General features: G+C 68.8%; 13 protein-coding genes. 4 read left to right on the plus strand and 9 right to left on the minus strand.

What is annotated here, in order from left to right:
- The 9 genes from ACY0I8_RS11795 to ACY0I8_RS11835 all read right to left on the minus strand — a co-directional run.
- On the minus strand, positions 1–1,332 hold a 1,332-nt coding region (locus ACY0I8_RS11795), incomplete at its 3' end, for a class I adenylate-forming enzyme family protein (RefSeq protein ID WP_461394913.1).
- 276 nt (positions 1,333–1,608) lie between these two features.
- Positions 1,609–2,766, minus strand: coding sequence for a glutaryl-CoA dehydrogenase Acd (acd, locus tag ACY0I8_RS11800; RefSeq protein ID WP_461394914.1), 1,158 nt, complete (start codon positions 2,764–2,766; stop codon positions 1,609–1,611).
- Positions 2,767–2,782: 16 nt separating this feature from the next.
- On the minus strand, positions 2,783–3,001 hold the full coding sequence (locus ACY0I8_RS11805; RefSeq protein ID WP_461394915.1) for a biotin/lipoyl-containing protein: 219 nt from the start codon (positions 2,999–3,001) through the stop codon (positions 2,783–2,785).
- A 127-nt stretch (positions 3,002–3,128) separates the two neighbouring features.
- Positions 3,129–4,256, minus strand: a complete 1,128-nt coding sequence (locus ACY0I8_RS11810; RefSeq protein ID WP_461394916.1) for a sodium ion-translocating decarboxylase subunit beta — start codon at positions 4,254–4,256, stop codon at positions 3,129–3,131.
- A complete protein-coding gene (locus tag ACY0I8_RS11815) occupies positions 4,253–4,387 on the minus strand; it encodes a hypothetical protein (protein ID WP_461394917.1) in 135 nt (44 codons plus the stop codon). The genes ACY0I8_RS11810 and ACY0I8_RS11815 overlap by 4 nt, the downstream gene beginning before the upstream one ends.
- Positions 4,388–4,666: 279 nt before the next feature.
- The gene (locus tag ACY0I8_RS11820) at positions 4,667–6,091 is read right to left on the minus strand and encodes a sigma-54 interaction domain-containing protein (protein WP_461394918.1); all 1,425 of its coding nucleotides are present in this window, start codon (positions 6,089–6,091) and stop codon (positions 4,667–4,669) included.
- Positions 6,092–6,891: 800 nt separating this feature from the next.
- On the minus strand, positions 6,892–8,022 hold the full coding sequence (locus ACY0I8_RS11825; RefSeq protein WP_461394919.1) for an NAD(P)H-dependent flavin oxidoreductase: 1,131 nt from the start codon (positions 8,020–8,022) through the stop codon (positions 6,892–6,894).
- Positions 8,023–8,230: 208 nt separating this feature from the next.
- Positions 8,231–8,650 (minus strand): hypothetical protein, encoded by a 420-nt coding sequence (locus ACY0I8_RS11830; RefSeq protein WP_461394920.1) that lies wholly within the window; start codon positions 8,648–8,650, stop codon positions 8,231–8,233.
- A 123-nt stretch (positions 8,651–8,773) separates the two neighbouring features.
- A complete protein-coding gene (locus tag ACY0I8_RS11835) occupies positions 8,774–9,511 on the minus strand; it encodes a 16S rRNA (uracil(1498)-N(3))-methyltransferase (protein WP_461394921.1) in 738 nt (245 codons plus the stop codon).
- Between the two features lie 195 nt (positions 9,512–9,706).
- On the opposite strand from ACY0I8_RS11835, the gene ACY0I8_RS11840 reads away from it, so the two are divergent.
- From ACY0I8_RS11840 to ACY0I8_RS11855, 4 genes are all read left to right on the plus strand, one after another.
- Positions 9,707–10,618, plus strand: a complete 912-nt coding sequence (locus tag ACY0I8_RS11840; RefSeq protein ID WP_461394922.1) for a DMT family transporter — start codon at positions 9,707–9,709, stop codon at positions 10,616–10,618.
- Between the two features lie 156 nt (positions 10,619–10,774).
- A complete protein-coding gene (locus ACY0I8_RS11845; protein WP_461394923.1) occupies positions 10,775–11,725 on the plus strand; it encodes a bifunctional riboflavin kinase/FAD synthetase in 951 nt (316 codons plus the stop codon).
- Positions 11,722–12,564, plus strand: a complete 843-nt coding sequence (gene aroE, locus ACY0I8_RS11850) for a shikimate dehydrogenase (protein ID WP_461394924.1) — start codon at positions 11,722–11,724, stop codon at positions 12,562–12,564. Before ACY0I8_RS11845 ends, aroE begins: the two co-directional genes overlap by 4 nt.
- 144 nt (positions 12,565–12,708) lie before the next feature.
- A partial coding sequence (locus tag ACY0I8_RS11855; RefSeq protein WP_461394925.1) for an ATPase, T2SS/T4P/T4SS family occupies positions 12,709–13,631 on the plus strand: 923 nt, incomplete at its 3' end.

A 13,631-nucleotide genomic window follows, 5' to 3' on the forward strand; every position in this document is an offset into this window, starting at 1 on the left:
GATCACCGCCTTCACGGTCTCGCCGAACACCTCGTGGGGCACCCCGATCACGGCGCACTCGCGCACGTTGGGGTGGGTGTAGATCACCTCCTCCACCTCCCGGGGCCAGATCTTGAGGCCGGCCGAGTTGATCATGTCCTTGAGGCGGTCCACGATGAACACGTACCCCTCGTCGTCCATGTACCCGATGTCCCCCGAGCGCAGCCACCCATTGACGATGGTTTCGGCGGTCTCCTCGGGTTTCCGGTAGTACTCCTTCATCACGTTGGGCCCCTTGATCCAGATCTCGCCCAGCTCCCCCCGGGGCACCTCGTTGCCGTCGCCGTCGGCGATCCGGATCTCCACGTCCATGACGGCCGTGCCCACCGACCCCTCCTTGTGCCGGAACTCGTGGTTGTAGGTTGCGAACGGGGTGGTCTCGGTGAGCCCGTACCCCTCGTGGATCACGAGGCCGAACTTCTCCTTCCACTGCCGGGCCACCTCGCCGGGCATGGACGAGGCCGCCGAGAAGCAGTACCGCACCGTTTTCATGGCCTCGGCCGAGCGCGGATCGTTGAGCACCATGATGTAGATCGCCGGCACGGCGTACCAGCGGGTGATCCGGTCCTTCTGGAGGCTTTCGAGCACCCGGTCCAGATCGAACTTCTTGTGGAGCACCAGGGTGCAGGCGGCCTGGACCACCGAGTTGAAGATGAAGTTCTGGGCGAAGGAGTGGTAGATGGGCAGAAAGCAGATGGCCCGGTCGTCGGGGCGCATCTGGCACATGTACTTGGCGGCGTTCGTGTTGGAGACCACGTTGCCGTGGGTGAGCACCACGCCCTTGGGCTTCCCGGTGGTTCCCGAGGTGTAGATGATGGCCGCCCCCTCGTGGCGGTCGGTGTACACCGTGCGGAACTCGGGGGACGCCGCCCCCAGCAGATCGGACCACTTCCGGTCGCCGGAATCCCCGTCGATGGAAACCACCGTGCGCAGGTTCGGTATCCTGGCCCGGGCCGGCACGTGCTCCATGAGGGCCTCCTCGGTGATGAGCACCACGCCCTCGGAGTCGTTCACCATGTACTCGACCTCGTCGGCCTTGCACATGCTCGAGATCGACACCGCCACCGCCCCGACCTTCTGGCAGGCGTAGTAGGCGATGATGAACTCGGGGCAGTTGGTGAGAAACAGGCACACCTTGTCCCCCTGCTCCACCCCCAACCCCTTGAGGGCGTTCGCCATCCGGTTCGCATCGGCCCAGAACTGGCCATAGGTCCACGAGCGATCGCCGTACACGATCGCCTCCCGTTCCGGGAAGAAAATCTTGTTCCGATCCAGGGTGTCGGCGATGTTCATGGTGTCCGCTCCTGCGTCGCGTGTCAGGGTACCCAACCGGGCCGGGGCGCCCGACCCCGGCCCGGTAAAGTTTCACACGTCCTCGGCCGTTTTCCACCGCGAAACCGGGCCGGCCGGCCCGGCCCGTCCGGGCCAAACGCCGGGTCAAATCCACGCCCTGTTTACCAAACGCTTGGTAGGTATGCAACCCCCGGGCCCTGGTTCCCGCCGAAAAAAAGAGCCCCGGCCGACCAATCGGCTGGGGCCCCGCGCAAACGCGCCTCCTCCCTCGGGGGATCAGCGGTTGGGCGCCTTCCCCAGGGCGATCCCGGAAATGATGAGCTTCTGGATGTTGGAGGTGCCTTCCACCACCTGGTACGACTTGGCGTCCCGGAAGTACCGCTCCACCGGGTACTCGGTGGAGTACCCCCAGGACCCGTAGATCTTCATCACCTCGTTGGCCGCGTGCACAGCGGCCTCGGCGGAGTAGTACTTGGCAATCGAGGTCTCGAACTGGTTCGGCAGGCCCTTGTCCTTGAGGTAGGCCGCCCGGTAGACGAGGAGCTGGGCCGCGTGGTGCTCGGCCACGAGCTCCGCGATGGTGGACTGGATCATCTGGAACTCGCCGATCGGCTTTCCGAACTGGGTGCGCTCGTTGGCGTACTGGATGGCGAGATCGATGAGCCCCCCGGCGCACCCCAGGGCCCCGGCCGCACACCCGAGCCGGGTGTTGTTGAGCTGCCACATGCAGATCTTGAATCCCTCGCCCACCTGGCCGAGCACGGAATCCTTCGGGATCTTGGCCCCGTCGAAATAGATCTCGCCGGTGGGGGCGCAGTGGAGCCCGAGCTTCGTCTCGATCGCCCGGGTGGTGATGCCCTCGGTGTTCTTCAGATCCACCAGGAAACAGGTCATGCCCTGGTACTTCTTGGACCGGTCGGTGTAGGCGTACACGAGCCCCACGTCCCCCACGTGGGCGTTGGAGATCCACGTTTTCGTGCCGTTGAGCTCCCAGTGGTCCCCCTTGTCGGTGGCCGTGGTTTTCATGCTGGCCACGTCCGAGCCGCTGTTGGGCTCGGTGATGGCGAAAAATCCGATCTTCTCCCCGCTGACCCACCCGGGGATGTACGTTTCCTTCTGCTCCTCGGTGCCGAACTTCTGCACCGTCAGCGCCGGCCCGAGGTTCTGCATGTTGAACGGGAGCCGCCAGGAGGGGCTCACCTTGGCGATCTGCTCGGCCAGGAGCACGCTCTCCAGGAGCCCCATGCCGTTTCCGCCGTACTTCTCGTCGATGCCGCAGCCGAAGAACCCGAGCTCCCCCATCTTGCGCACCCGCTCCAGGGGGAACGCGTGCTCGGCCTCCTCCTTCTCGACGTACGGCTTGATCTCGTTTTCGGCGAACCGCCGGGCCTGCTCCTGCACCATCTTCTGTTCGGGCGTGAGTTCGAAAATCATGGCTCCTCCTTTTCCCTTAAGCGGGTTCCAAGACGACGAGGACCTGGTCCTCCTCCACGGCATCGCCCGGTTTCACCCGGACCTCCTTCACCACCCCGGAGGCCGGCGCGAACACGTCGGCCTCCATCTTCATGACCTCCAAAACGACCACCGGGTCGTTGGCCGCCACGGCGTCGCCCGGCGCGCATTCCACCTTCCATACGTTTCCGGCCATCGGGGCCCTGACCTCGATCATGGCACAAGTCTCCTTATACTGGCACCCCGGGCGTCCGGGGTGGAACGGGGAAGCAACATTCGTTCCGTCGACTGCGGTCCACGGCCGCCGGCCGTCGGCGAGGCCGCACATGGCCTATTCCACGGGCTCACCCCCCCAGCAGGGCCAGGAACACGCCCGCGGCGATCAGGGTGCCGAGCACCCCGGCCACATTGGGACCCATGGCGTACATGAGGAGGTAGTTCTGCCGATCCTCCTCCGAGGCCACCTTGTGGACCACCCGGGCCGCCATGGGCACGGCGCTCACCCCGGCCGCGCCCAGGAGCGGGTTCACCTTGTCGCGGCTCAAGAGGTTCACGAGCTTGGCCAAAAGGATCCCCGAAGCGGTGCTCACCATGAAGGCGAACAGTCCCAAGAAGAACACGAAGATGACCTTGGGCTGCAGGAACGTTTCGGCCCGCATCGTGGCTCCCACGCTGATCCCCAGGAGGATCGTCACGATGTTCATGAGCTCGTTCTGGCTCGCGCCCACCAGCCGGTCGACCACCTTGGACTCCCGGAACAGGTTCCCGAGCATGAACATGGCCATGAGCGGCGCCGAGGCCGGCACGAGCAGGATCACCACGAGGGCCGCAGCCACGGGGAACAGCACCTTCTCGGCCCGGTGGACCTTGCGGGCCTTGCTCATGCGAATTCTTCGCTCGGCCCGCGACGTGAGCAGCCGCATGATGGGGGGCTGGATAAGGGGCACCATGGCCATGTAGGAGTACGCGGCCACGGCCACGGTGCCCAGCATGTGGGGCGCGAGCTTCGAGCCGAGGTAGATCGTGGTCGGGCCGTCGGCGCCCCCGACGATCCCGATGGTGGCGGCCTCCCGGAGCTCAAACCCCATGAGGTGGGCGCAGAAGAAGGTGATGTAGACCCCCACCTGGGCGCCGGCCCCCAGGAAGATGAGCCGCGGCTGGCTCAGGAGCGGCCCGAAGTCGGTGAGCGCCCCGAGCCCCAGGAAGATGAGGGGAGGAAAGACCTCCCACTCGATGCCATAGTGGAAGAACCGCCACAGCAACCCCTCGCCCGGCTCCATGAGCCCGGTGCCCGGCAGGTTCACCACGAGCATCCCGAAGGCGATGGGCAGGAGCAGCAGGGGCTCGAATTTCTTGACGATGGCCAGGTACAGGAAAAACCCGGCGACGAGCCACATCACCGGGTGGCCCCAGGTGAGCCCGAGGAACCCCGTCTGGTGGACCAGTTCGCCGACCCATCCCCCGGCACTCATGCCCCGCCCCCGTCGCCCCCGGCCCACCGGCTCACGCCGAGGGCCACGAGCCGCACGGCCAGATAGACGAGCCCCATGCCCACGAACACAGCGGCCGTCCCGGCCGCAAACACCCGCACCGCTTCCACCATGGTCCTTCCTCCTCACGTCCCGTACCCCTCGGGGCGGGGCACCTCCCATCGCGCCCGAATTGGAGAGCAAAGCCCGTGCCAGGGCCGGGGGAAGATCCGTTTTTCTTTTTTTCTTAAGATGTTACGGGCATGAAGTGAGGGGGATGCGATCGGGGGGCGGCGGGGCAAATGTCTACGAAATCCGACACTTCGGGGGAGATCGGCGGGGAACTCCGTGGCGAGAGGGGCCCGCAGTGTGTCTCAAAAAATCGACATGTCGTGCAAACAAGACAACAGGAATCAGCCCAGGCCGTACCGCGCAAGCTTCTGGTACAGGGTGGCCCGGTGAATTCCCAACAGCTCGCAGGCCCGCCGCTTGTTCCCTCCGGTGATCTCCAGGACCCGACGGATGAGCCGCTTTTCGGCCTCCTCCACGGCCTGGCGCAAGAGGGGGGGATCCGTTTGGGGCACCTCGGGAAGATCGGCCGTCAGGAGTTGGACCGGCAGGTCCCGCAACTCGATCACCGGCCCGGCCGCGTTCCAGGCCGCCCGCTCCACCACGTTCTGGAGTTCCCGCACGTTGCCCGGCCAGGGGTACCGCTGGAGCGCCTCGAGGGCCTCCCGCGCCATACGGCGCTTTCCGGTCCCCTCGAACGGAAAGTGCGTTTCCAGGAAGTGATCCACGTACAGGGAGATGTCTTCGGGGTGGTCCCGGAGGGGGGGCAAGTACACCAGGAGCCGGTTCAGCCGGAAGTAAAGGTCGGCGCGGAACCGCCCGGCCTCGACCAACTCCTTCAAGTCCACGTTGGTGGCGGCGACGAGCCGGAAGTCCACATAGCGGGGGCCCGCACCTCCCAGCCGCTCCACCTCCCGCTCCTGGAGCACCCGCAGCAGCTTGGCCTGGATGTCCAGCGGCAGCTCCCCGATCTCGTCGAGGAAGATGGTGCCGCCGTGGGCCTGCTCGAACTTGCCGATCCGGCCCTTGCGGTCGGCCCCCGAGAACGACCCGGGCTCGTACCCGAACAGCTCGGACTCGGCGAGCTCCCGCGGGATGGCCGCGCAGTTGAGCCGGACGAACGGCCCGTCGGCCCGGGGGCTCTCGTTGTGGATGGCGTGGGCGAACAGCTCCTTCCCGGTGCCCGTCTCGCCCACCAGCAGCACGTCGGCCTCCGACCGGGCCACGCGCTTCGCCAGGTCCACGGCTTCCCGGAGCTTTCGCCCCGTTCCCAGGATGTGATCGAAGGTGTAACGGTTGCGATGGGGCAGATTCCGGAGCTTTCGCTGGTAGCTCGCCACCTGGTCCTCGAGGACCTTTACCTTCCGGCTGAGGCGCGCGACCTCCCGGAGATCCCGGAACATGATCGAGCCCATGGCGCCCACCACCCGGCCGTCCCGGCGCAGGGGGATGCGGGCCACCACCTTCGTCTTCCCCTCGATCTCCTGGAGGTGCCCCACCTCGGCCCGGCCCGTCTGGCAAACCACATGGAGCCGCGACGAGGGGATGAGCTCGGTGATGTGGCGGCCCTTGGCCGCGCCCCGCTCGAGCCCCAGGAACCGCTCGTTCTCGCGGTTCATGTACACGACCCGGCCCTCGGCATCCACCACGATCAGGCCCTCGTAGCGGTTGTCGAGGAGGGTGCGCAGGGCCTCGATCACGGCCTCGTCCGCGTCGTACGGCCCCAACGCCTCGCCCACTACCGAAAGGAGTTCTTGCAGTCGGTTCATGGTAGACGATTGGAAGCTTCCGTAAGCCCCGGGGCGCGGCCCGTTCGCAAGAACATGCTCACACCAACGGAAGTATTGTCAGATCCCCGTCGTTGCTACGGAAGCCCGCGGGTGGGGGGGGTGGTGGAGAGCCCGGTGCGGCCCCTTACCTCGCCGCGCCCTCACCACGCCCGGATCGCTTTGGAAGCTCCGGAACGTCCGCCACCGCCGCCCCGGCCTGCCAAGCCGACAACGGCATGGAAAGGCGCGGCGATCGGGTGCCGCACTCGCACCCGGCCGGAACCAGCCCCCCACCCGCCCCCCCGGCGGTACCCTTGCAGATAGTAGCAACTCTTTCTTGCGGCCTCAGGGGACACCGCCGCGCTCTGGACCAACGGACCGGAGACCGTGCCGGGCGCCAGAAAACAGACGACAGAGGACAGGAGTCCTCTGACATCTGACCTCTGAATTCTGGCCCCTGCTACGGCAGCCGCTCCCACGGGTTGGCCGGCATTATGACGCCGGAATCCCGAATGTTCTTAGCCGCGTAGCTGCCGAGCAGCCCAGCCGCCTAGCCGAAATTACCTGGAAGCTCCCCAGGGCCCCTTTGGGGTCCCGCAACGCAGGACAGGAACGTGCGAGTCAGGGCCCCGGTGTGGGAGCGCCTTCCAAGGCGCGACCCGGGCCGCAAGGCTCGCAGGAACACCGGTCGCGGCTTGGAAGCCGCTCCCACAGCTTAGGGCGACCGCTGACGCTGGAATCACGAATGATCTTAGCGTCCTAGCCTCCCAGCCTCCTAGCGTCCCAGCGCCCCAGCCCCCTCACGCGTTGGCGGCGCGGGGGAGCGCGGCCTCGGTTTCCCCGCAGAGCTCCGCCATCAGCTCCCGCACCGGCACGACCCGGTCCACCCGCCAGGCGTTGGCCCCCACCGTGTACAGGGGCGCTTCCTCGTCGGGGTTGTACCCGGCGGAGCTCAGAAGCCCGTTGCAGATGCAAAAGTATTTGCCCTGCTCCCGCACGGCCAGGCAGCCGGCGGGGCCCCTGAGGTACCCCTTGTCGCACCGGACCCGCAGCACCCCGGAGACCGCCTTCCGGTACATGCTGGACGAGCGCAGCACCCGGAACGGCAGCCCGCAGGGACTGCCGGGCGCCACCGCCACCTCGATGTCCTGAAGGGTGCTCGCGACCACGGCCCGCTTGTAGGCCTCGGAGGCTCCGCTTTCCTGCGTGGCCAGAAATCGGGTCCCGAGCTGGACCGCCGCGGCACCCCGCCGAAGCATGGCCGCCACGTCCTCGTGGTCGTAAATCCCCCCGGCCGCAATCACCGGGATGCCCCCCTGCCGCTCCGCCTCGGCGAGCACCTCGTCCACCAGGTTCTCCAGGGCGTGGGCCGGATCCTCCACCTCTTCCCGGCTCTTCCACCCCAGGTGGCCGCCCGCCATGGGGCCTTCGACGACGACGGCGTCGGGCCGGCGGCCGGCCGCCGCCCACCGTTTCCCCAGCACCCGGAGCGCCCGGGCCGAGGACACGATGGGGATCAGGGCCACATCCTCGGCCCGGGGATGCCCCGCCACAACCGAGGGGAGCGAAAGCGGCAACCCCGCGCCCGACACGATGGCATCGGCGCCGCCGTCGAGGGCCCCGAGAACGCTCTCGGCGTACGAGTCCTGGATCGCCACCATGACGTTCATGGCCACGGCGCCGCGCCCGCCGGACCGCCTCTTCGCCTCCGCCACCTCCAGGGCCGCGGCCTCCCGCGCACCGACCTGCCGGCCCACCCGCCGGCTCACCAAGCGGTCAAGACACGCGCTCGACACCGTGCCCATGCCCCCCTCCCGGGCCACGGCGCCCGCCAACTCGGCCAACGAAACCCCCACCCCCATGCCCCCCTGCACGATGGGGCGATCGCAGAACATACGGCGCACGGCAAACGGGGACAACGGCTTTCTCACGAACGACTCCTTGCTTTCTCGCGTGCCCGAGGGGGCACCTACAAACAAAAAAAGGAGAGGTCGGCGACCTCTCCTGCACACCCAAACGGGACTGTGGGAATCCGACCTACCTGGGGCCGCCCGATGGACGACCCCGGGCGCCCACGCTACCCGAGGCCCCACACTCCGTCAAGGGAATCCCCCGAACGGGCCAACATTGAAGGCTCATTCATCCTTCGTCCTTCTTCTCCTCGGCGAAGATGTCGGAGAAGTCCAGGTCCAGCAGGCCGTCGTCCTCCGCCGGCACGTCCGCCGGCGGTGGTTCCGCGCCCTCCTCTTCGACCGCCTCGTAACTGGTGCGTTCCACCACGTCTTCGAACGATTCCTCGAAGTTCATCTCCGACAGGAACTCCCCGGGGGACTCGTCCTCCCCCCCCAGGTCCACCGCGTGGATCTCCTCGTCCGCGGTGACGAAGGCCTCCGACGGCACGGGTTCCTCGAAGGACGCCTCCTGGGGCACGGCGATCCGGTCCTCCGGCCGAACGACGATCAACCCCAGGAGGGTCCGCACGTCCCGCAGGTCAGTGCCGCACCGCTTGCACTCGTCGAGGTGGTCAAAACTGGTGTAGCCGCACTTGGGGCATTTCATGATCGACCTCCGGATTCAGGGCCTCGGCTCGTCACCGTATCACCGGGGTTCTCCCCCCACAAGACCGCGGCGCCCGCGGCCGCGCCCAAAACGCTCCTCTACCCGGCACAACTCCCGGGCTTCCTAGCCGTTCAGATCCCCCCACCAGAACTGGGCCAGGGCCGCGCCGACCACCGCGGCGGTTTCGGCCCGGAGGATCCGGGGACCCAGCCCGGCCGGCCGAAACCCCGCTTTCCGCAACAGACCCAGCTCGTGTTCGGTCCACCCCCCCTCGGGCCCCGAGGCCAACATCGCCCGCCGGACGCCCCGCGGCGGGGCGAGCCGTTCGAGGCTCCTCTCGGCCCACACCACCCGCACCTCGTCGGGGCCCGGCGGCCCCAGGACCCCGAGTGCGTCCGCGATCGGGACCGGCGGGAACACCTCCGGAAGCGCCCCCCGTTCACACTGCTTCGCGGCGGCCTCCACGATCCGCCTCCACCGCTCGAGGCGCCGGGCCTCCTGGCCCGGCGACAGGCGCACCACCGTGCGCTCGGTGTACACCGGCCGAAAGGCGCTCACCCCGAGCTCGGTGCCCTTCTCCAGGACCCGGTCCCACCGCTCCCCCTTGGGCAGGGCCACCACCAGCTCCAGGCGCACCGGGGATTCGTTGGCGGCCTGGGGGGTGAGCCCCGCCACCACCACCTCGGGGCCCGTGCGTTCGATCACCCCGGCCCAGCGCCGGCCGGCGCCGTCGAAGAGAAGCACGGTCTCGCCCGCCCCCAGCCGCAACACCCGGGTGAGGTGGTGCGCCTCGGCCCCCCGGAGGATCGCCCGTCCCTCCCGTTCGTCCACGTCCGCAGGCTGTACCCGGAACTGGGGCACCGGCATCTCCTTTCGGCCCGAGCCGCCTCGGGCTTGAACCGGCAGAACCGACCCGGTAGGGTTCCACAACCCCGCCGCCGCCGGTAGGGTCCGCTCGGAACCGCAGGGGTCGCCCCGGGCGGCTCCCGGGATGGTCCCGCCGCGGCTAGAACTCTCAACTGCACGGCGGCCCCGCATAGATCCCCAGGCGCACCCGTGATCAAGTGGACCGATTACCTGTTCGTCAACGCCGCCACGCTCCTGTGGGCCGGCAACGTCGTGCTCGGCCGGGCCCTCCGGGACGCGGTGGGCCCCTGGACCCTCGCCGCGATCCGGGGCGCGATCGCCTCGGTGCTCTTCGGGTTGCTCCTGTGGCGGACCCGGGCGGGCCCCAAAGGAGCCACCCGGAAAGACTGGGGGCTCATCGCGGCAATGGCCCTGACCGGGGTGGTGGGGTTCCAGGTGCTCCTCTACGCAGGGCTCCGGTCCACCACCGCCGTGAACGCCGGGCTCGTGAACGCGGCGGGGCCGCTGGTGACCGTGTTTCTCGCCCGGCTGCTCCTCGGCACCCCGCTTGCCCGGCAGCACGTGATCGGCGGGCTGGTGAGCCTTGTCGGGGTCGCCATCATCCTTTCCCGGGGGTCCTGGGAAATCCTGACGTCCCTGCGGTTCAACCCGGGCGACCTCTTCGTTCTCGGGGCCGTCGTGTGCTGGGCCCTGTACTCCATCGCCGGGCGCAGGCTCCTCGAACGCCACCCCACGGTGTGGGTCACCGCCACGTCCACGGTGCTCGGAGCCCTCGTGCTCCTCGGCCCGGCCGCCTGGGAGTGGGGCGCCCTGCCGCCCCGCTGGTCGCCCGGGGTCGTGGCCGCCCTCCTCTACATCGGCGCCGGCCCCTCGTTCGTGGCCTTCCTGGCCTGGAACGAAGGGGTGCGGCGGCTCGGCCCCTCGGGGGCCATGGCATTCTACAACACCCTTCCCCTCTACGCCGGGTTCGTGGCGGCCCTGGCCCTGGGGGAGCTCCCGGGCCCGGCCCAGTGGGTGGGTGGGATGCTCGTGGTGGGCGGATGCCTCCTGGCCGCCGGGTTTCCGCGCCTTGACACCCCGCCCCGGCCCACCTACCGTTAGCGCTTTGCGGCGGCATCGGAGGGTTGCCCCCCACGCCCCTCGCGGCGGGGAGGCTCCGGCGAATCGCCGCCCGATTCCGTCATCCCCGGCGTGGGGAGGGGGTTCGGCGTTTTCGCCGTTTCGCCTCCCCCGCCTTCCAGCGCTTCAACGGCTGCCATGCGCGTCATCGAACACAACCAACTGGCCCCCGGCACCCTGGGGGGTTCGGTCGTCACCATCGGGAACTTCGACGGGGTCCACCTGGGACACCGGGAACTCATCGGCCGGGTCGTGGCCCGGGCGGGCGAGCTCGGGGCCGCCTCGGTGGTGTACACGTTCCACCCCCACCCCCTGCGGGTTCTGAACCCGGCGTACTGCCCCCCCCTGCTCACCTCGTTCGAGGACCGGGTGGCGCGGATCGAGGAACTGGGGGTGGACGTGCTCGTGTGGGCTCGGTTCGACCGGGAGTACGCGGCGCAGGACCCCACGGACTTCGTGCGCCGCACCCTCGTGGACGCCCTCGGCGCGAGGGAGATCTGGGTGGGGCCGGATTTCGGGTTCGGCCGGGAGCGCAGGGGCTCCATCGCGCTGCTCGAGGAGGAGGGCCGCCGGGCCGGATTCCGGGTGCGCGTGCTCCCCCAGTTCCTCCTCGACGGGGAAGTGGTGAGCTCCACCCGGATCCGAAGGGCGGTCCAATCGGCGGACTTCGAAACGGCCGCCCGGCTTCTCGGCCGGCCCTACACCCTCCACGGCCCGGTGATCCACGGCGCCGCCCGGGGCCGTCGCCTCGGGTTTCCCACGGCGAACGTGCTGCCGCGGGAGGAGTGCCTCCCGCCGGCCGGCGTGTACGCGGCGTGGGCCGAAACCCCGTCGGGCACCTACGGCGCGGCGGTGAACATCGGCCCCAACCCGACCTTCGGCGCCTCGGCCAGCGGGGTCGAGGCCTATCTCCTGGATTTCTCAGGGGATCTCTACGGCGTTGAACTCCGGATCCAGCCCGTGGTACGGATCCGGGGTGAGATCGCCTTCCGCTCGGTGGACGACCTCGTCGCCCACATCCGCTCCGACGTCACGGAGGTGCGTCGCCTGCTGGGAACGCCCAAGGAAGCGGCCCGCGCCGCCCCATGATCCCCCGCCCCACCCCCCGCACCCGCCTGTACGGCCTCCTCGGCCACCCCGTGGCCCACAGCCTGTCCCCGGCCATGCACAACGCGGCGTTTGCGGCGCTGGGCCTGGACGCCGTGTACCTGGCCTTCGACGTCGCCCCCGAGGGCCTCGAGGCGGCGCTCGCCGGCTGCCTTGCCCTCGGGGTCGCGGGCCTGAACGTCACCGTGCCCCACAAGGAAGCGGCGCTTCGCCTCGCCGCCGAAGCCGACCCCACGGCCCGCCTGGTGGGGGCCGCCAACACCCTGGTGGCGGCGGAGGGGGGCTGGCGCGCCTTCAACACCGACGTGGCCGGGTTCGCCCGGGCCCTGGCGGAGGATCTGGGGTATGCCCCCCAGGGGCGGCGGGCCTGGATCTGGGGCGCCGGAGGGGCCGCAAAGGCGGCCGTGGTGGCCCTGGCGTCGGGGGGCGCTCAAGAAATCTTCGTGATGAACCGAAACGCTATCCGTGCCCAGGACCTCGCCCGCGCCTTGGCGCCCCGGATCTCCCCTTGTCGCCTGGAAGCCGTGGAGATCACGGCGTTCGCACCCGGGCCGGGAGACCTTCTGGTGGGGGCGACCCCGGCGGGCCTCGACGACGGCGCCCGGTGGCCGTGGGAGCTCGGGGGCCTCCCGGAGCTCGCCGTGTACGACATGGCGTACCGCAAAGGCCGGGAGACCGCTTTGGTGGACCAGGCCCGCGCCGCCGGGCACCGGGCCGCCTCGGGCCGGTCGATGCTGCTCTACCAGGGCGCCGAAGCGTTCCGGCTCTGGACCGGCCGGGAAGCTCCGGTGGCGGTGATGACCCGGGCCATGGGGGAGTGACGGGCGCGGAGCCTCGGTCCCGGAGGACCCCTGCGCCGAGGCAGACACGCCGGGGCCTCCCACCTGTGAGGGTGCGGCCACCCCACGCAAGGGCCAAACGTCGCGGCCGCCCAGCCGCCTAGCTGAAAGCCACAGGACGGTCTCATGTCCAAACGACTCGGCGAACTGCTGATCCGGGAAAACGTCCTCACCCCGGCCGACCTCGAAAAAGCCAAGGAGGACCAGCGCAAGAACGGGGGCCGCCTGAGCGAGGCGCTGGTACGGCTCGGCCTGGTGGACGAGAAGGACCTCGTCCGGACCCTCTCGAAGCAATACGGGGTGCCCACGGTGGACCTCGCCAACTTCGAGGTGGATCCCGAGGTCACGAAGCTCGTGCCCGAGGATCTGGTCCAGAAGTACCGGATCATCCCCATCAACCGGGTCGGCTCCACCCTGATCGTGGCCGTGGACGACCCCTCCAACATGTTCGCCCTCGACGACGTCAAGTTCCTCACGGGCTACAACGTCGAGATGGTGCTGGCGGCGCCGTCGGCCATCAAGGAGGCCATCGACCGGTACTACGACTCGTCGGCCACCCTCCTGGACGTGATGGGCAATTTCGACCTGGACGAACTGGAACTCGTCCAGGACGAAGAGGACGTGGACGTGGCCGACCTCGAGCGCGCCGTCGAGGACGCCCCCGTCGTCAAGCTCGTGAACCTGATCCTCTCCGACGCCATCAAGAAGAACGCGAGCGACATCCACATCGAGCCCTACGAGAAGAGCTTCCGGGTCCGCTACCGCATCGACGGCGTGCTCTACGAGCAGATGCGGCCGCCGATGAAGCTCAAGAACGCCATCACGAGCCGCGTCAAGATCATGGCCAGCCTGGACATCGCCGAGCGGCGGCTCCCCCAGGACGGCCGGATCAAGCTCAAGATCTCCAAAGACAAGGACATGGACTTCCGGGTGTCGGTGCTGCCGACGCTCTTCGGGGAGAAGATCGTCCTGCGGCTCCTCGACAAGTCGAACCTCCAGCTCGACATGACGAAGCTGGGGTTCGAGGAGAAGGCCCTCAAGGACTTCAA

The organism is Deferrisoma sp. (genome assembly GCF_054681715.1).